This window comes from Arthrobacter sp. K4-10C, from assembly GCF_059090085.1.
The window spans coordinates 311,735-328,248 of sequence record NZ_JBNHFI010000001.1; the positions used below are offsets into that span (position 1 = coordinate 311,735).

Here is a 16,514-nt window from a genome sequence, read left to right on the forward strand (position 1 = left end):
GGGTTTCCCGGGAGTATGCGCTGTTACTTGAGGGTAACGGTGGCGCCTGCAGCCTCGAGCTGCTCCTTGGCCTTCTCGGCGGCCTCCTTGTTGGCACCTTCGAGGACAGCCTTGGGGGCACCGTCAACCAGGTCCTTGGCTTCCTTGAGGCCGAGGGAGGTGATGGCGCGAACTTCCTTGATGACTGCGATCTTCTTGTCGCCAGCAGCTTCGAGGATGACGTCGAAGTCGGTCTTCTCCTCAGCCTCTTCTGCAGCGCCGCCGGCAGCGGGGCCAGCAACTGCAACAGCAGCAGCGGTAACTTCGAAGGTCTCTTCGAAGAGCTTGACGAACTCGGAGAGCTCGATGATGGTCAGTTCCTTGAAAGCTTCAATGAGCTCTTCGTTGCTGAGCTTCGCCATGGTAGGCGTCCTTCCTGTTGTGGTGTTCGCGGACCAGTGGGCCGCACGAACACCGGAGTCTTGTGGGGTAAAGAGAATCAGTTCTCTTCGGCTGCGGGAGCTTCAGCCGGAGCTTCAGCTCCAGCTTCGGCAGCTTCTTCAGCGGCGGGCGCTTCGGCAGCTGCCGGTGCACCGTTCTCTTCTTCAAGCTTGAGGCGCAGTGCGTCAATGATGCGTGCAGCTGCGGCGGCGGGTGCCTTGAGGACGCCTGCAACCTTGGCGAGCTGCAGCTCGCGGGACTCTAGTGCTGCCAGTTCGGCAACTTCGCTGGCGTTCAATGCCTTGCCCTCGAAGTAGCCGGTCTTGATGACCAGCTGCTTGTTGGCCTTGGCAAAATCCGTCAGGCTCTTGGCAGCGGCAACTGCGTCACCCTTGATGAACGCGATTGCAGTGGGGCCGGCAAGCTGGCCGTCGAATGCTCCGACGCCGGCTTCCTTGGCTGCAATGGCAGTCAGGGTGTTCTTGACGACCGCGAACTTGGTGTCCTGGCCGAGAGAAACACGCAGCTGCTTGAGCTGTGCAACGGTGAGCCCGCGGTATTCGGTCAGGACAGCGGCGTTCGATTCCTTGAAATCGTTAGTGATCTCAGCTACTGCTGAAACCTTGGTAGGCGTTGCCATAACCCTCCTTCCGGGGATAGTGCCGGGTATTCGACGGTCCCCGCTCAGGTGAGCTAAAACTAAAAACGCCCCGCGCAGATGCACGGGGCTTGGCTCAACATGGTTCTCCATGGAGCTTTGCTTCGTTCACCTGCGCCGGCCGCCCTATGTCAGGGTCCTTCGTAAGGAAAGCCACGGCGCCTCCCGCGCACAACTGCAGAGTTGAGTTATGTCCGGGAGAGTGGATTTCCAATAACCGACGGTCTTTGGTCAACCCAGTCTACGGGAAGGCGCGGCGGACCTCCAAATCGTGCCCGCCGCCTGCTTCGGCCACCCTAGCTGGTCCGGGTATGCAGCTTCGGCAGCTCCTTCTGCCAGATGCCGGTGACGCCTGCCGTGTGGAAACCCAGCTGCTGGTTGACGGTCAGCAAGTAGCGGTTTTCCGGTGCGTTCCAGGTGTAGATCACGCGGGCATCGGGGAACTGCTCTGTCAGGCGCTCCATGTTGGCCACCTTGATGAGCAGTCCCAGCTTGTTGCCTCTGTGTTCCTGAAGGACCAGGGTGTCGTCCTGGAACACCACGTCCGTACGGTGTGCCAGCACGGTGATGGTTGTCAGGCCCACCAGCGAGCCCGTGGCGAGGTGCTCGACGGCGGTGACCACCGTCCGCCGTCCCTGCGCAATGGCGACGTCCTCGGCTTCCCGGAGGATGCCGCCGTCGAACACCATGTCCTGCTCCACCGGCACGTCAAGGGACGGGTCCACGTCCGCGCCGGCCTGGTTTTCCAGGGCCGCGACGGCTTCCAGCCAGCGGTCCGGGCAGCGGTCCGTCCAGTGGTGCAGCCGGTACCGGCCGTTATTGGCCTCATCCGCTTCCGCCTGCAGATCGGCCACGAGCTTCGAATCCAGGGGCAGCGCGCAGGAGCTGAACTGCTCAATGTGCTGGAGGGTGTACCCCGTCTTCTGCGCGAACTCCACTTCACGGCTCTCCAGGGGCACAAAGCCGAGCCCGGAGCCGGGAACGAGCTGCGCCTGCTCGAACTCGTGCAGGGAGGCGCCCGGGTGGTTGGTGTCCACCAGGATCATGGTGCGCCCTTCCCCGCGGGCAAGGTGTTCGGCGGCTTCGAGCAGGCGCCGGCCCACGCCCTGGCGCTGGAACTCGGGGAGGATGTCCAGGGTGAATTCCGCAAGGTCCAGGTGGTCCGTCATGGGAAGGGCGATGTCCACGGTGCCCACGATCTCGCCGTCCACCTTGGCCACCAGGATGAGCTGCCGCTCATAGGGGTCCTCAAACTCCAGGAGCTTCTCCAGGGGCCCATAGGCAAGGTCGTCGCTGCCCCAGGTCTGCATCCTGACTTTGCGTCCAACTTCGACCGCGGCGAGGAAATCCGCCGCGTCCGGAGAGTCAAGGGAGTCGGGAATCCAGAGCTGCTCGATCTTCACGTCTTTTGCCATATGGGGCATCATCCCAGCCGTTTCTGCCATTCACCCTCATAGCCTGCAGGTTTGAATCCAAGCGCAATATTAATCGCCAGCATATGCTGGTTTTCGTTGGCGTTCCACGTCAGGACGGAACGCGCCGCGGGCCATCTGGCCTGGGCCATGCGGAGGTTCTTGAGCTTGATCAGCATCCCCAGGCGGTGCCCGCGATGCCCGGCGGACACCAGGGTGTCCTGCTGGAGTGCTGTCGCCGGTACCTCCGGCCGCCAATTCAGTACGGTATAGGCCACCAGTTCACCCGTGGGCCGGTGCATCGCGGCCGCCACCAGGGCCTGCACACCGCTGCGGGCCGCTGCCTCTTCGTCCCGCCTGACCCTGGCGGCGTCCCAGATCCCGCCTTCCCAATCCATCCCTGCCGTAGGCACATCAGTGCTCATCCGGGCATTCAGGAGGGCGTAGTTGTCCACCAGTTCCTCGGGGCAGGCGTCGGACCAGCCCACCAGTGTGTAGTCCCCCGCATGGGCGGACGCGGCCGCTTCCAGTTCGGCAAGCCGTTCGGGCGGCACGGGCAGGCCTAGGCGGCTGGACGTCTCCACCTGTTCGAGTTCATAGCCACCTGCCACGGCGAAGGCGGTGGCAGGCTCGTCCGCCGGCAGGCCTCCCGCCCCTGACTTTGCCGGAAGCAGCGGACCGGCGCCGTCCACCACCCGTGCCGGAAGCTCAAAGTAGCCGTCCAGCGAAGTACGGCTGTGCTCCTGCGCCACGGCCTCTGCGAACTGCAGGAGCTGGCGGCCCAGTCCCCGCCGCCGGAACTCCGGTGCCACCAGGACGTTGATACCTGCTGTCCAGAGGTTCTCCCGCAGCGGCAGCGTCACTGAACACATGCCCACTGTTTCCCCGTCGATCCGGCCCACGAAGAGGTGCCGCGCCTCGTAGGGGGTGCCGCGCCAATGTTCCAGCTCCTCGGCAAGGGTGTAACCGCGGTCAAGGTCGCCCCAAGTCTCGAGTTCGTGTGCTTTCCGCATCGCCTGGCAGTCGAGGAAATCCCGGGAGTCCTCCGTTCCGTCAAGGGAACGGGGCGTCACGACGGCGGAAATCACCATGGCGTTCGGCTGCGTCATGACATCAGCCTAGTTAGCCCGGGCCGTCTGTCGAGGGAAGCCAGCCTAAAACCGCCGCTTGACGCGGAAGGGACCGCCCGGCTGCTGCCGGGCGGTCCCTTCCTGTGTGCCGGGATGGCACGGATGCTGCTGAGGACTATGCCTCGATGAGCACCTTGGTGACGTTGGGGTCAACCGAGATGCCGGGACCGAAGGTGGTGGCGACCGTAGCCTTCTGGATGTAGCGGCCCTTGGCAGCGGACGGCTTCAGGCGAAGCACCTCTTCCAGGGCTGCTGCGTAGTTCTCGGCCAGCTTGACGGCGTCGAAGGACACCTTGCCGATGATGAAGTGCAGGTTGGAGTGCTTGTCGACGCGGAAGTCGATCTTTCCACCCTTGATGTCGTTCACGGCCTTGGTGACGTCGGGGGTCACGGTGCCCGTCTTCGGGTTCGGCATGAGGTTACGGGGGCCCAGGACCTTACCGAGGCGGCCAACCTTGCCCATGAGGTCAGGGGTTGCAACGGCGGCGTCGAAGTCGGTCCAGCCGCCGGCGATCTTCTCGATCAGGTCATCGGAGCCAACGAAGTCGGCGCCGGCAGCGATTGCTGCCTCAGCCTTGTCACCCGTGGCGAACACCAGGACGCGGGCGGTCTTGCCGGTGCCGTGGGGCAGGTTGACCGTGCCGCGGACCATCTGGTCAGCCTTGCGGGGGTCCACGCCGAGGCGGAAGGCGACCTCAACCGTGGCGTCGAACTTGGACGGGTTGGTGTCCTTGGCGAGCGTTACTGCCTCGAACGGCGCGTAGAACTTCTCCGCGTCGATCTTGGCGGCTGCTGCCTCATATGCTTTGCTGCGCTTTGCCATGCTGCTGTTTCTCCTTGTGCAGTTGTGGTCTGCGGACCGCGCTGGGCCCTGCCACAGTCGGTGGTCCGGTTCGTTATTCGGCCCGGATGCCCGACATTTCAAATTTTCTGTAGTGCCGGTTTCCCGGCGGTGCCGCCCGTCGTCGTCAATTGCCCGACCCTGGAAGGCTGACGGGGTATTAGCCCTCGACGGTGATGCCCATGGAGCGGGCGGTGCCGGCGATGATCTTCGCTGCGCCCTCGAGGCTGGTGGCGTTGAGGTCTTCCATCTTGGTGGAGGCGATCTCGTTGACCTGGGCCTGGGTCAGCTTTGCAACCTTGACGGTGTGCGGGGTGGCGGAACCCTTGGCAACGCCTGCAGCCTTCTTGATGAGCTCTGCAGCCGGCGGGGTCTTGGTGATGAACGTGAAGGAACGGTCTTCGTAGACCGTGATCTCCACGGGGATGACGTTTCCGCGCTGGGCTTCCGTCGCAGCGTTGTACGCCTTGCAGAATTCCATGATGTTGACACCGTGCTGGCCAAGCGCAGGACCGATCGGCGGAGCCGGGTTAGCGGCACCTGCCTGGATCTGCAGCTTGATGAGGCCGGTGACCTTCTTCTTGGGAGCCAATGTAGGGTCCTTCTCTCAATAACGTCCTGGGACACAGGAGCGTGCCTCAGGTTCTTGGCCGCCATGGCAAGGCGGCCGGCCGTTCCGGTGCCGCTAAGCGGGCAGCGCCGGGACGAATTCTTTGGTTGTCAGATCTTGGTGACCTGGTTGAACGCCAGCGTGACCGGCGTTTCGCGCTCGAAGATGGAGACCAGCACCACGAGGGTCTGGGACTCGGGCTTGATCTCGGAGATGGTCGCCGGGAGGGTCTCGAACGGACCTTCCTTGACGATGACCGATTCGCCGACTTCGAAGTCGACAGCCACGGGAGCCTGGTTCTGCTTGTTGACCGGCTTGCCCTTCTCGGCCTGCTCTTCCTCGAAGACCGGGGCCAGCATAGAGAAGACCTCGTCCAGGCGCAGCGGCACCGGGTTGTGGGCGTTGCCCACGAAGCCGGTAACGCCGGGGGTGTGGCGGACGGCGCCCCAGGAAGCGTCGGTCAGGTCCATGCGGACAAGAACGTAGCCGGGGATGCGGACGCGGTTGATGACCTTGCGCTGGGCGTTCTTGATCTCAACGACTTCTTCCATGGGCACCTGGATTTCGAAGATGTAATCTTCCATGTCCAGGGTCTGAATGCGGGTCTCGAGGTTGGCCTTCACGCGGTTTTCGTAGCCTGCGTAGGAGTGGATGACGTACCAGTCACCCTCCTGGCGGCGCAGCTTGGCCTTGAACTCCTCAGCCGGATCAGCAGCCGCTGTAGCGGCGGCCGCGGCGAGGGCGTCGGCAGGTTCGTCGCCGCCGGCCTCGCCTTCGGTTTCGGCAGCGTCGGAGCCGGCGAAGTCGGATTCGGGCGCGGCGGACTCAGCCTCAGACTCGTCACCGGCTTCTGCCGTGATGTCCGCGGATTCTTCCAGCTCAGTCTCGGTTACCCCGAGCTCCTGCTCAGACACTTGGTCTCCTGCTTCCTCATTGCCTAACATGCCTATTTAAATGGCTCAATTCCGCACACCGGTGTTTCCCTCCGGTTTCCGGAGCGAACACGCGGCCTGCGGACCGTGCAGCCTTAGCTGTCCGTGGAGCCGGTACCGCCGAAGATCCAGCCGACAGCGGTTCCGAAACCGATATCCAGCAGGCTGACGATGACCATCATGATGGCCACGAACACCAGCACCACGAGCGTGTAATTGATCAGTTCCTTGCGGGTAGGTGCAACGACCTTCTTCAGTTCGCCGATGATCTGGCGGACGAAGAGCGCAATGCGGGCGAAGAAGTTGGCCTTGGCGTCCTTCTTAGCTGGGCGGCCCTTGGAGCTGCTGGCAGCTGTTTCGGTCACCTGGTCCTCGCTCATCTTTGCAATGCTGGATTACCCGGCCCTGATCAGAACCATGGTTGCTGCGCTTGCCCCGGAAATTCGCCCGGGGCAGCTTGCGCAGGGCAGACAGGACTCGAACCTGCAACCTGCGGTTTTGGAGACCGCTGCGCTACCAATTGCGCCACTACCCTTTGGAGTGAATGTCACTCCGACGACGAACCGCCAGCCTGAACTGGGGCGCACGTCATCATCCGTGTTTTCAACACCGGTGAACCAGTCTACGCAACATCTGCACGTTCGTAAAACCAGCCCGTTCCGGCCCTTCGGCGCCGCGTCCTGACGTTGCCTGCCGGAGCAGTCATAATTCAAAACCGGCACCCCGAAGGGCCCGGTGAACAGCATAGAGTAGAACCCGTCGAATCCCACATTCCAGCCTCCGGGCTGCAAGCGAAGAACGGACCTGCCATGTCTGCCGCCCGCGTTTCCCAGCGCATATCCGCTATTGCCGAATCCGCAACCCTTGCCGTTGATGCCAAGGCGAAGGCGCTCAAGGCAGCAGGCCGGCCCGTGATTGGCTTCGGGGCGGGCGAGCCGGACTTTCCCACGCCGGACTACATCGTGCAGGCAGCCATCGACGCCGCAAGCCAGCCGAAGTACCACCGCTACTCCCCCGCAGCCGGGCTGCCCGAGCTGAAGAAGGCCATCGCCGAAAAGACGCTCCGGGACTCGGGCTACGCCGTCGACCCTTCCCAGGTGCTGGTCACCAATGGCGGCAAGCAGGCCGTCTACAACACGTTCGCCACGCTGGTGGATCCGGGTGACGAAGTCATCGTCCCCACCCCCTTCTGGACCACGTACCCGGAAGCGATCAGGCTGGCCGGCGGCGTTCCGGTTGAGGTTTTTGCGGGTCCGGAGCAGGACTACCTGGTCACCGTCGAACAGCTCGAAGCAGCCGTCACGGACCGGACCAAGATCCTGCTGTTCGTCTCGCCGTCGAACCCCACCGGGTCGGTGTACTCCCCCGAACAGGTGGCGGAAATCGGCAAGTGGGCCGCCGCGAAGGGCCTGTGGGTGGTCACCGACGAGATCTACGAGCACCTGACCTACGACGGCGTCCCCTTCACCTCCATCGCCACCGCCGCCCCTGAGCTGGGCGACAGGGTTGTCATCCTCAACGGCGTGGCCAAGACCTACGCCATGACCGGCTGGCGGGTGGGCTGGATGATCGGCCCGGCCGATGTGATCAAGGCGGCCACGAACCTCCAGTCGCACGCCACGTCCAACGTGTCCAACATCCCCCAGATCGCGGCCCTCGCGGCTGTGTCGGGGCCGTTGACCGCCGTCGACGAGATGAAGGTGGCGTTCGACCGCCGCCGCAAGGCGATCGTTGCCGGCCTGAACTCCATCGAAGGCGTGGAATGCCCGACGCCGAAGGGTGCCTTCTACGTCTACGCGGACGTTCGTGCCCTGCTGGGCAAGGAATTCCCGACGGCGTCCGGTACCGCCGCGCCGCAGACCTCCGCCGAGCTGGCGTCGCTGATCCTGGACGAGGTAGAGGTGGCAGTAGTGCCCGGCGAGGCATTCGGCCCTTCAGGCTACCTGCGCCTCTCCTACGCCCTGGGTGACGAGGACCTGGCCACCGGCGTCCAGCGCCTGCAGGATTTCCTGGGCAAGGCCCAGTAGGACGCTCCCTCACTTTTGGCGCCAGAAACCCAAACGCTCTCTCACCACGGTGAACTGGTCCCCGGAAGTTGGACTGAGAAATTCAGTTCCGACTTCCGGAGAGCAGTCCAGGATCTGAGGGAGCGTTTGGGTTTAAGGCGCAGGATGTGAGAGAGCGTCTAGAGGAGGCGGCGCTCGGCGGCCCACTTGGTGAGTTCGTGCCGGCTGGAGAGCTGCAGCTTCCGCAGCACCGCCGAGACGTGCGTTTCCACCGTCTTGATGCTGATGAACAGTTCCTTGGCCACTTCCTTGTAGCTGTAGCCGCGCGCGATCAGGCGCATCACTTCCAGCTCCCGGGCCGAGAGCTTGTCCAGTTCGTCGTCCGCGATGTCGGCCGGGGCGGTGCCGAACGCGTCCAGGACGAATCCTGCCAGCCGGGGCGAGAATACCGCGTCCCCGCCCGCTACCCGGAACACGGCATCGGTGATCTCGGCGCCGGAAATGGTCTTGGTGACGTACCCGCGGGCGCCTGCGCGGATGACAGCCACCACATCCTCCGCCGCATCGGACACGCTGAGGGCCAGGAACCGCGTGGTACCCAGCAGGGGAGCGGATCCGGCGATGACCTCGCGTCCACCTCCACCCAGCCCGCCCGGAAGGTGCACGTCCAGCAGCACCACATCGGGGCGCTGCTCCGCGATGACGGCAATGGCCTGCTCCACGGTGGCCGCTTCGCCCACAACCTGGATACTGGCGTCAAGGTCAGCTTTCAAACCGGACCGGAAAATCGCGTGGTCGTCCACAATCACCACCCGGACGGAGTTTATGGGACGGGTGGCCGCTGCCCCCTGGCTGTTGTTCATGATTTACCTTCCGCGTTGTCTGCTCCTGCCGCCTGCAGCCGCAAACGTACTTCCGTGCCGGTTCCGGTGCTGAGGATGGTTGCCGTGCCGCCGTGCCGTTTCATCCGGCCGATGATCGACTCGCGCACGCCCAGCCGGTCCTCGGGCACGTCCGAGAGTTCAAAGCCGGGTCCCCTGTCCTTGATGAAAACCTCCGCCTGCTCGTCCGACGCCTCCAGATAGACGGACACCGTCCCACCGCCGTGCCGGGAGGCGTTGAGCATGGCTTCGCGGCTGGCCTGGACCAGGGCCTCATGCGCCTCGGTCATGGCGGTGTCGCCTACGCTGACGACGTCCACGGCGTTGCCCAGCAAGTCCTCCACCTCGGCAGCGGTTGCCTTGATCCGGTCCGAAAGCTGGCCCGCTTCACGGCCGGGATCCTGGAACAGCCAGCCCCGTAGTTCACGCTCCTGTGCACGGGCCAGCCGCACCACGTCGTGTTCATTGCCGGCCCGCCGCTGGATCAGGGCCAGCGTCTGCAGGACAGAATCATGGAGGTGCGCTGCAATCTCCGCCCGTTCCATTTCCCGGATCCTGCCGGCACGCTCGGACTCCAGGTCCCGCCAGAACCTCAGCGCCCACGGCAGCAGGACCAGCACCACGCCGCCCAGGACCGCCACCGAGGCCAGCAGGGCAAGCCAGGTCTGCTCCCAGGATCCGGAGCCGGACACCATTACCAGCACCCCTGCCACCACCAGCGCAAGGCCGGCGGCGAGGCGCGCCCAGCCGCCGGCCTGGTCCGCCTTCGTCTTGTCCACCAGGCCTGCGCGCCGGGTTTCATCGAGCTGCATCCAGGCGATGGAAGCGCCGCCCAGGACCGCCGCGGCCGGGATCAGTGTTCCGAGCGGAACGTCCACCCCCAGCAGCTGGGCGATCATGATGCCCGCCACCAGCAGCAGGCCACAGCCCAGCAGGATTTCCTTTCCGTACTTCATGCTGCGGAAACGGAACCAGGGTGCCGCCGCGGGCTGGGCGGGGCCGGTAGCGCCATTGCCGCGGGCACCGCCGTCGAAAGGTATGCCGCCTTGGGCGGGAACCGGGCCCGGCGGTGCCTGCAAGCCGGAGCCCGAGCCCAAGGCAGGCAGGTCCGGACGCGGCCCCCCGGGGGTTGGCGTGCCAGGCACGGAACCTGAGGGCTGGCTCACCGCGGGGGCAATGGGCGATGCCGGGCGGCGGGCGTTGCGGCGGGCGGCCTCGTCCGCGGTGGGAACCATGATCCATAACCACGCGTAGAAGACGAGTCCTGCACCGCCTGCAAGGGTTGCGAGCGCCATGCCGACACGGACATTCTTCACCGGCCAGCCCAGATGAAGCGCCAGGCCAGAGCACACACCGGCGATCACGCGGTCGCTGCTGCGCGCAAGCGGTGGCCTTGCCGGGACGGTTGTCATGGTTCAATCCAAGCACGGATCAGGGTTCCCCGGACCGCATTCCAGCGGCAACCGGGGGTGACTCAGGGGCGGTTCAGGGTATCCCCCAGTAGAGCGGCGGCCTGCCCAAACGGGAGGATTCAGGTATGAACTCGCAGACCCCCTCCCCCGATGACGGCCAGCCCACCGAGCCCCTTCCCCGGCCCGGCAGCCAGCGACCCACTGAGCCCCTGCCGTCCTCCGTGCCATCTTCTCCGGACCCGTCCGCGGGCCCTTCGGCTCCGCAGGACGCGGAGAAGAACGACGCCGGCTCCAGCGACGGACGAAACGGCGCCGGTGCCCAGCCCGGAGCCAGCCAGGCTGCCGGCGGCCAGGAGCCGCCGTCCGGCACTTCTCCCGGCCCACGTTACGGTTCCACCACCACATCGCAGCCCACGGACTTCTTCACCTGGGTCCGCGGGCACGGGATCTACCGGGGCACCGACCGCTGGGTGGGCGGTGTTTCCAGCGGCATCGCCAACCGGCTGGGCGTGGATCCGCTGATCATCCGCGGCGTCTTCATTGTCCTCACACTCTTCGCCGGCATCGGCGTGCTGCTGTACGGCCTGGCATGGGCGTTCCTCCCGGAACCGGACGGGCGGATCCACGTGCAGGAAGCCGGGGCAGGCCGCTGGACCACCGGCATGACCGGTGCGCTCATCGCTACGATCGTCGGCCTCACGGGCCTCGGCGGCGGATTCTGGGGATGGAGCCATAACGGTTTCGGCGGCTTCCTCTGGACCGTCTTCTGGGTAGGCGGCGCCGTCTACCTGGTTTACTACCTGTCCCAGCGCAACAAAGGCACCCGGCCCGCCATGGCCGGACAGCAGCCCGGCTTTGGCACCACTTACCAGCCCGGGTACCCCGGAAGTGCCACCAGTTCCTCTTTCGCCGCCACCGGCACCACCTACGGCACGTCGCCGGGCTCGGGTTCCATGCCGTCCTATGGCGGCGGGTCCGGCAGCGGCTCCTACGGTGACGGCACCTACAGTGGCGGCGGCAGCACCACCCCGCCGCGGCCTCCGAAGCCCCGTCCTGCAGGTCCCGGTGCCCCCGCCGTCGCCATCGCATCAGGTGCTGCCCTGCTGGTGGGTGGCGGGCTCAAGGCCCTCGATGTCACCAACGTGATCGACCTGGGCGACTCCGCCAATGCGGTCGTCTGGGCAAGTGCTGCCGCGGTTCTGGGCCTGGGCATCCTGATTGCCGGTATCCGCGGCAGGACTGCAGGCGTCCTGAGCCTCTTCGCCGTCATCGCACTGATTGCCGGCGGGGTGTACAACGTGGTGGGCAACGGCGACCGCATGCGGTTCCAGCAGGTGAACTGGAGCCCCGCCAGCATCGCCGAGGCCCGGGACGGCTACGACGTCACGGCCGGGAGGGGAACTGTGGACCTCACCAGGCTGGCGGTCAACGCTCCGCTGCCGTCCGACGTCGTCATCCCACTGGACATCACGGCAAGCAACGTGACTGTGGTCATCCCCGACAACGTGCCCGTGGACATCAAGGCGGACATGACGATGGGAAACCTCAATGAGGTGACCGGACAGCGCGGCGGCACCACCACCCGCGAAAGCAGCTACAACACCGACGCACCCGGCAGCCGTCTGGTGGTCCAGATCGACGGCACCTTCAGCAACGTCACCATCGAGGAAGGCAACTGAGATGAGCAACAACAATCCGGCGCCGGAGCCCTACACACCCGGCTCCTATTCCCCGGAATTCCCGACGGCGTCGAACGCCGATGCGGGCACGGCACCCGCCCGGGTGGGCACGGTGGTGTGGGGACTCATCGTCCTGGCCCTGGCAGCGCTGATCATCGTGGCGCAACTGGGGTTCGTGACCCTCAACGGCACCTACGTCCTGATCGGCCTCATGATCGGCGCCGGCGCCGCACTGGTGGTGGGCGGCCTGCTTTCGGCCCGCAAGCGTGACAATGAACCAACAACACGGGAGTCTTAAGCCATGGACAAGTTTTTCAGCATCATCAGGGGCCTTGGCCTGAAACGCGGCCCGCAGCGCTGGCTCGGCGGGGTCCTGGGCGGCATTGCGGCAAAGCTGAACGTGGATGTGGCCTACGTCCGCATCGGTTTCCTCATCTTCTGCCTCCTGCCCGGCCCGGCCGTCATCTTCTACCTCCTGGCGTGGGTGGTCCTTCCGGACCAGCGCAACGTGATCCCGCTCCAGACGTTCCTGGACCGGCGCTCACTCAACCGTCCCTGACGCCAGCTCAGCGGCCCCTGCCCCCTCCGGGCAGGGGCCGCTGTGTTCCCGGGGCAGTGTTGTCCACCGTCCGGTGGACGGGAAGTTCAACCGGCAGGTCGTGTTGGCCGCCAAGGGCCAACTGCCACGCTGAAGGCATGAGAACCCACAACACATCAGGCCCTGCCGGAGAAGCCATTTCCGTCCGGGGCCTCCGTAAGACCTACAAGACTCCCGACGGCGGCTTGCTGGCCGCTGTCGACGGCCTCAGTCTGGCCATCCGGAACGGCGAGACCTATGCGCTCCTGGGCCCCAACGGCGCCGGGAAATCCACCACCATCGAAATCCTTGAGGGGCACCGCCGGGCGGACGGCGGCGAGGTCCGGGTCCTGGACACCGACCCGTGGAAGGCCCCGCCCTCCTTCCGGGCAAGGATCGGAATAGTTCTCCAGGAAGCAACCGACGCGGGAGAGCTCAGGGTCCACGAGGCGCTGGCCTCCCTTGCCGCCTGTTTCCCGGCCCCGCGGCCGGTGGCTGAGGTGCTGGCAGCCGTAGGGCTGGAGGACAAAGGCGGCGTCCGGATTTCAACGCTGTCCGGCGGACAGCGGCGGCGGCTGGACGTGGCACTCGGCATCATCGGCAACCCGGAAGTCCTCTTCCTCGATGAACCGACCACCGGCTTTGACCCGGCAGCCCGCCGCCAGTTCTGGGGGCTCATCCGTTCGCTCGGCAGCAACGGCACCACCATCGTGCTCACCACCCACTACCTGGACGAGGCCGAGCAGCTCGCCGACCGGATCGGCGTGATCAACGGCGGACGGCTCATCAGCGAAGGGACACCCCACGAAATCGGCGGACCGGCCCTCCGGGTGCCGCGCGTGCGGTGGCGGGACACTGCCGGCATGCATGAGGAGGTCACCGGCAACCCGGCAGCGCTGGTGAATGCCTTATCCGACGGCGGACGGCGGGAACCGGAGGAGCTGACGGTTCTGCGGCCCAGCCTCGAGGACGTTTATCTTGAACTGATCGGCTCCGGTTCCACCGGTGCGGCCGCCGGATCATCCGGCAGCCCCCAGGTGGCTGCGCACTCAGCGGAGGTCCTGTCATGAGCACACTTCGAGCCGTGCCGCAGCGGGCGGTACCAGCAGCGTGGAAGCCATCCGGGCTCCGGTTGGGGCTGAAGCGGACGGCCCTGGAAATCAAGCTTTTTAACCGGGATGTGCTGTCCCTGGTGCTGGTGCTGTTCTTCCCGATCCTCATGCTTGCGCTGTTCGGCACCGTGTTCGGCGATGAACCGGATTTCGGTGCGGACCCGTCCGGCAACGGCGGAATCACCCCCGCCCACTACTACCTCCCCGGGATGCTGGCACTGGGCACCATCCTCAGCGGATTCCAGAACCTCAGCAGCTACGTGGCAACGGAGCGCTTCAACGGCACCATCAAGCGGCTCGCCGGAACACCGCTGCCGGCCTCGTCCTATTTCATGGGCAAGACGGGACAAACCCTCTACCTCATCACAGCCCAGACTGTGCTGCTCCTGCTGGCGGCGAGGTACGTGTTCGACGTCCCGCTTCCAGCCGACGCCGGCCAATGGGCGCTGCTGGCGGGCCTGATGGTCCTTTCCACTGCCGGATGGGCGACGGTGGCCATCGCGTTCACTGCGGTCGCCAAATCCGCGCAAAGCGCGTCGACGCTCGCGGTGCTTCCCGTACTGCTCCTTTCCTTCACCTCGGGTGTGTACTTCCCGTTTTCCCAGCTGCCTGAGTGGCTTCAGTCGGTGACCAATTTCTTTCCGCTCCGGTGGACAGCCAGCGCATTCCGGTCCATCTTCCTTCCCGGAAGCTTCGAGGCGGCAGAACCGGGCGGAAGCTACGATATGCCGCTGGCATTTGTGGTCCTGGCGGTGTGGGCGGTGGCCGGAGCGGTGCTGGCCCGGCTGGCCTTCAAATGGCCGCCGCAAAAGTAGGGCACGCACAGGAGGGGCGCCAGGGCCCCCGGTTGGTGCCACCTTGCGGCGGGGATAAGGTGCAGTCATGAACAATATCGGTGGCCGGACGGAGCGGCTGCTGCCCGCCCGTTCCGTCTGGACCACCTCCATGATCTGGTGGCACATCGGTTTCTATGCGGCGCTGGCCGCCCTCATGTACCTGGCGGTAGCAGGCAGGCCATGGCGTCCGGAAACACCGGTTGTGGTGGCGGCGATGGTCCTGCTGGGCGTGGTGTACCCGTTCCTGACCCGCCTGAAGGACCTCCGGACCGGGCGGCCTGTGATATACGTGGCGGTCCTGGTCACGGTGGTGGTGTTCCTGTCCTTTGTCCACGACGGCGCCGGGGCACTGCTTTTCGTGGCTTTCCCGCAGGTGTGGATGTTCACCGCAACCCAGAGGCAGGGGGTTGTTGCCACCGCTGTGCTGTGCGTGGGCGTGGCCGCAGGACAGATCAGCCGCTACGGCCTGGGCGGGCCGGAGGTCTACGGCATCACAGCCCAGCTTGTGACGTCTTTCGTGGCCAGCTGCATGATCGGTCTGTGGATCTCAAAAGTCATCGAGCAAAGTGAACAGCGTGCCGAACTGCTGGCCGAGCTGGACGCCACCCGTGCCGACCTCGCCGCTGCAGAACAGGCCCGGGGCGCCCTGGCCGAACGTGAACGGATGGCCCGCGAAATCCACGACACCCTGGCCCAGGGCTTCACCTCAATTGCAATGCTGTCCGAAGCAGCCCAGGCGCAGCTTCGGAGTCCCGGGTCCCCGGAAGTTGTGGACACGCTGGCTGCAATTGCCCGGACCGCCCGGGAAAACCTGGCTGAGGCGAGGTCGCTGGTGGCGTCGGGTGTTCCCACCGACGTGCAGGGCGGCGACCTGATCGCCGCGCTTCGGCGCCTTCCGGAAAGCCTGCACCTGGAGCCGATTGGGCTGACCGTTGACGTGCCTGCCTCCCTGCCGCCGCTGACGTCGAACGAGCAGGTGGCCCTGCTCCGGACCGCACAGGAGGCCCTGAACAACGTGCGCAGGCACTCGGGCGCGTCCGCCGCGCAGCTGTCCGTGGTTACAGGCGGGGCGGAAGGAGGCCAGGAGCTGAGGCTCTCGGTCAGCGACAACGGCGACGGCTTCGACACCACCGCGGCCCACCCCGGTTTCGGACTGAAATCCATGGCCGCCCGGCTGGCCGGGATCGGCGGAAGGTTGGACCTGGAGTCATCCGGCACCGGCACCGTCCTGACCGCCGTCGTTCCGGTCTCCCCGCCCTCCCCCCAAACCGCCACGCAGGAACTTTCCAGGGAGAACACCCCATGAGCGCATCGATGCCGGTCCGGGTTGTCCTGGCTGATGACCATCCGGTGGTCCGCGGCGGCCTCGCCGCCTTGCTCGGCACCTCGGCCGGGATCGAGGTGCTGGCGGAGGCGTCGAACGGCAAGGAGGCTGTGGACTCGGTGGCGGAGCATGGCCCCGACGTGGTGCTCATGGACCTGCGCATGCCCGTCCTGGACGGGGCCGGCGCCACCGAGCGGATCCGTGCCCGCTTTCCGGAAACGAAGGTCCTCATCCTCACCACGTACGACGGCGACGCGGACATTGTGCGTGCCGTCGAGGCAGGAGCCGTGGGCTACCTCCTGAAGGACTCCCCCGGCGATGTGATCATCGACGCCGTGTTCGCCGCGGCGCGCGGTGAAACTGTCCTCGCCCCGCCGGTGGCAGCCCGCCTGGTCCAGCACCTGCGGGCGCCTGAACGGCCGCAGCTCACTGCCCGTGAGGTGGAGGTCCTAAGGTGCGTGTCGCAGGGGCTGAGCAACTCGGACGTGGCAGCGCGGCTGCACATCGCCGAGGCGACCGTCAAAACGCACCTGCTGCGCGTGTTCAACAAGCTGGACGTTGACGACCGGACCCGGGCCGTGGTCATCGCTATGGAGCGGGGCCTTTTGTAACCGGTTTGTGTCGTACCCCACACCTCCCACTACACTTCTAGGTGAGCTCAGCGTGGCGCTCTGCCTGTAAACC

The 16,514-nt window shown here is 65.7% G+C and carries 18 protein-coding genes and 1 tRNA gene; 8 read left to right on the forward strand and 11 right to left on the reverse strand.

Features of this window, described 5'->3' with window-relative positions; translation table 11 throughout:
* Positions 1-23: 23 nt before the first annotated feature.
* The 9 genes from rplL to AC5RUU_RS01460 form a co-directional block, all read right to left on the reverse strand.
* Entirely contained in the window at positions 24-401 is a 378-nt protein-coding gene (gene rplL / locus AC5RUU_RS01420) for a 50S ribosomal protein L7/L12 (protein WP_009358316.1), read from the reverse strand.
* A 77-nt stretch (positions 402-478) separates the two neighbouring features.
* Complete coding sequence (gene rplJ, locus AC5RUU_RS01425; protein WP_493973424.1) at positions 479-1,060, reverse strand: 50S ribosomal protein L10; 582 nt, start codon at positions 1,058-1,060, stop codon at positions 479-481.
* Between the two features lie 314 nt (positions 1,061-1,374).
* Positions 1,375-2,493, reverse strand: a complete 1,119-nt coding sequence (locus AC5RUU_RS01430) for a GNAT family N-acetyltransferase (protein ID WP_493973425.1) — start codon at positions 2,491-2,493, stop codon at positions 1,375-1,377.
* 8 nt (positions 2,494-2,501) lie between these two features.
* Complete coding sequence (locus AC5RUU_RS01435) at positions 2,502-3,599, reverse strand: GNAT family N-acetyltransferase (RefSeq protein WP_493973426.1); 1,098 nt, start codon at positions 3,597-3,599, stop codon at positions 2,502-2,504.
* A gap of 136 nt (positions 3,600-3,735) precedes the next feature.
* On the reverse strand, positions 3,736-4,443 hold the full coding sequence (rplA, locus tag AC5RUU_RS01440) for a 50S ribosomal protein L1 (protein WP_493973427.1): 708 nt from the start codon (positions 4,441-4,443) through the stop codon (positions 3,736-3,738).
* A gap of 178 nt (positions 4,444-4,621) precedes the next feature.
* A complete protein-coding gene (rplK, locus tag AC5RUU_RS01445; protein WP_003803853.1) occupies positions 4,622-5,053 on the reverse strand; it encodes a 50S ribosomal protein L11 in 432 nt (143 codons plus the stop codon).
* 128 nt (positions 5,054-5,181) lie between these two features.
* Complete coding sequence (gene nusG, locus AC5RUU_RS01450) at positions 5,182-5,985, reverse strand: transcription termination/antitermination protein NusG (protein WP_493973428.1); 804 nt, start codon at positions 5,983-5,985, stop codon at positions 5,182-5,184.
* A 113-nt stretch (positions 5,986-6,098) separates the two neighbouring features.
* Positions 6,099-6,383 (reverse strand): preprotein translocase subunit SecE, encoded by a 285-nt coding sequence (gene secE, locus AC5RUU_RS01455; RefSeq protein ID WP_493973429.1) that lies wholly within the window; start codon positions 6,381-6,383, stop codon positions 6,099-6,101.
* 82 nt (positions 6,384-6,465) lie between these two features.
* Positions 6,466-6,538 (reverse strand) — tRNA-Trp (locus tag AC5RUU_RS01460).
* A 274-nt stretch (positions 6,539-6,812) separates the two neighbouring features.
* Between AC5RUU_RS01460 and AC5RUU_RS01465 the strand changes: the two genes are divergently transcribed.
* Positions 6,813-8,030 (forward strand): pyridoxal phosphate-dependent aminotransferase, encoded by a 1,218-nt coding sequence (locus tag AC5RUU_RS01465; RefSeq protein WP_493973430.1) that lies wholly within the window; start codon positions 6,813-6,815, stop codon positions 8,028-8,030.
* Positions 8,031-8,188: 158 nt separating this feature from the next.
* Here the strand turns inward: AC5RUU_RS01465 and AC5RUU_RS01470 are convergent, their stop codons facing one another.
* Both AC5RUU_RS01470 and AC5RUU_RS01475 read right to left on the reverse strand, forming a co-directional pair.
* Positions 8,189-8,872, reverse strand: coding sequence for a LuxR C-terminal-related transcriptional regulator (locus tag AC5RUU_RS01470; protein ID WP_493973431.1), 684 nt, complete (start codon positions 8,870-8,872; stop codon positions 8,189-8,191).
* Complete coding sequence (locus AC5RUU_RS01475; protein ID WP_493973432.1) at positions 8,869-10,302, reverse strand: ATP-binding protein; 1,434 nt, start codon at positions 10,300-10,302, stop codon at positions 8,869-8,871. Before AC5RUU_RS01475 ends, AC5RUU_RS01470 begins: the two co-directional genes overlap by 4 nt.
* A 125-nt stretch (positions 10,303-10,427) precedes the next feature.
* Here AC5RUU_RS01475 and AC5RUU_RS01480 point away from each other — a divergent pair, with 125 nt between their 5' ends.
* From AC5RUU_RS01480 to AC5RUU_RS01510, 7 genes are all read left to right on the forward strand, one after another.
* A complete protein-coding gene (locus AC5RUU_RS01480; protein WP_493973433.1) occupies positions 10,428-11,981 on the forward strand; it encodes a PspC domain-containing protein in 1,554 nt (517 codons plus the stop codon).
* A gap of 1 nt (position 11,982) precedes the next feature.
* Positions 11,983-12,279, forward strand: a complete 297-nt coding sequence (locus AC5RUU_RS01485; RefSeq protein WP_493973434.1) for a hypothetical protein — start codon at positions 11,983-11,985, stop codon at positions 12,277-12,279.
* Between the two features lie 3 nt (positions 12,280-12,282).
* Complete coding sequence (locus AC5RUU_RS01490; protein ID WP_493973435.1) at positions 12,283-12,540, forward strand: PspC domain-containing protein; 258 nt, start codon at positions 12,283-12,285, stop codon at positions 12,538-12,540.
* A gap of 137 nt (positions 12,541-12,677) precedes the next feature.
* Entirely contained in the window at positions 12,678-13,628 is a 951-nt protein-coding gene (locus AC5RUU_RS01495; RefSeq protein ID WP_493973436.1) for an ABC transporter ATP-binding protein, read from the forward strand.
* On the forward strand, positions 13,625-14,485 hold the full coding sequence (locus tag AC5RUU_RS01500) for an ABC transporter permease (RefSeq protein WP_493973437.1): 861 nt from the start codon (positions 13,625-13,627) through the stop codon (positions 14,483-14,485). The genes AC5RUU_RS01495 and AC5RUU_RS01500 overlap by 4 nt, the downstream gene beginning before the upstream one ends.
* Before the next feature lie 67 nt (positions 14,486-14,552).
* Positions 14,553-15,812, forward strand: a complete 1,260-nt coding sequence (locus tag AC5RUU_RS01505) for a sensor histidine kinase (RefSeq protein ID WP_493973438.1) — start codon at positions 14,553-14,555, stop codon at positions 15,810-15,812.
* Entirely contained in the window at positions 15,809-16,441 is a 633-nt protein-coding gene (locus AC5RUU_RS01510) for a response regulator (RefSeq protein WP_493973439.1), read from the forward strand. The genes AC5RUU_RS01505 and AC5RUU_RS01510 overlap by 4 nt, the downstream gene beginning before the upstream one ends.
* Positions 16,442-16,514 lie beyond the last annotated feature (73 nt).

Bases quoted from the DNA above. Each gene is read 5' to 3' on its own strand.
- rplL (WP_009358316.1), bottom strand. From the start codon at position 401: ATGGCGAAGCTCAGCAACGAAGAGCTCATTGAAGCTTTCAAGGAACTG.
- rplJ (WP_493973424.1), bottom strand. From the start codon at position 1,060: ATGGCAACGCCTACCAAGGTTTCAGCAGTAGCTGAGATCACTAACGAT.
- AC5RUU_RS01430 (WP_493973425.1), bottom strand. From the start codon at position 2,493: ATGGCAAAAGACGTGAAGATCGAGCAGCTCTGGATTCCCGACTCCCTT.
- AC5RUU_RS01435 (WP_493973426.1), bottom strand. From the start codon at position 3,599: ATGACGCAGCCGAACGCCATGGTGATTTCCGCCGTCGTGACGCCCCGT.
- rplA (WP_493973427.1), bottom strand. From the start codon at position 4,443: ATGGCAAAGCGCAGCAAAGCATATGAGGCAGCAGCCGCCAAGATCGAC.
- secE (WP_493973429.1), bottom strand. From the start codon at position 6,383: ATGAGCGAGGACCAGGTGACCGAAACAGCTGCCAGCAGCTCCAAGGGC.
- AC5RUU_RS01465 (WP_493973430.1), top strand. From the start codon at position 6,813: ATGTCTGCCGCCCGCGTTTCCCAGCGCATATCCGCTATTGCCGAATCC.
- AC5RUU_RS01470 (WP_493973431.1), bottom strand. From the start codon at position 8,872: ATGAACAACAGCCAGGGGGCAGCGGCCACCCGTCCCATAAACTCCGTC.
- AC5RUU_RS01475 (WP_493973432.1), bottom strand. From the start codon at position 10,302: ATGACAACCGTCCCGGCAAGGCCACCGCTTGCGCGCAGCAGCGACCGC.
- AC5RUU_RS01480 (WP_493973433.1), top strand. From the start codon at position 10,428: ATGAACTCGCAGACCCCCTCCCCCGATGACGGCCAGCCCACCGAGCCC.
- AC5RUU_RS01485 (WP_493973434.1), top strand. From the start codon at position 11,983: ATGAGCAACAACAATCCGGCGCCGGAGCCCTACACACCCGGCTCCTAT.
- AC5RUU_RS01490 (WP_493973435.1), top strand. From the start codon at position 12,283: ATGGACAAGTTTTTCAGCATCATCAGGGGCCTTGGCCTGAAACGCGGC.
- AC5RUU_RS01495 (WP_493973436.1), top strand. From the start codon at position 12,678: ATGAGAACCCACAACACATCAGGCCCTGCCGGAGAAGCCATTTCCGTC.
- AC5RUU_RS01500 (WP_493973437.1), top strand. From the start codon at position 13,625: ATGAGCACACTTCGAGCCGTGCCGCAGCGGGCGGTACCAGCAGCGTGG.
- AC5RUU_RS01505 (WP_493973438.1), top strand. From the start codon at position 14,553: ATGAACAATATCGGTGGCCGGACGGAGCGGCTGCTGCCCGCCCGTTCC.
- AC5RUU_RS01510 (WP_493973439.1), top strand. From the start codon at position 15,809: ATGAGCGCATCGATGCCGGTCCGGGTTGTCCTGGCTGATGACCATCCG.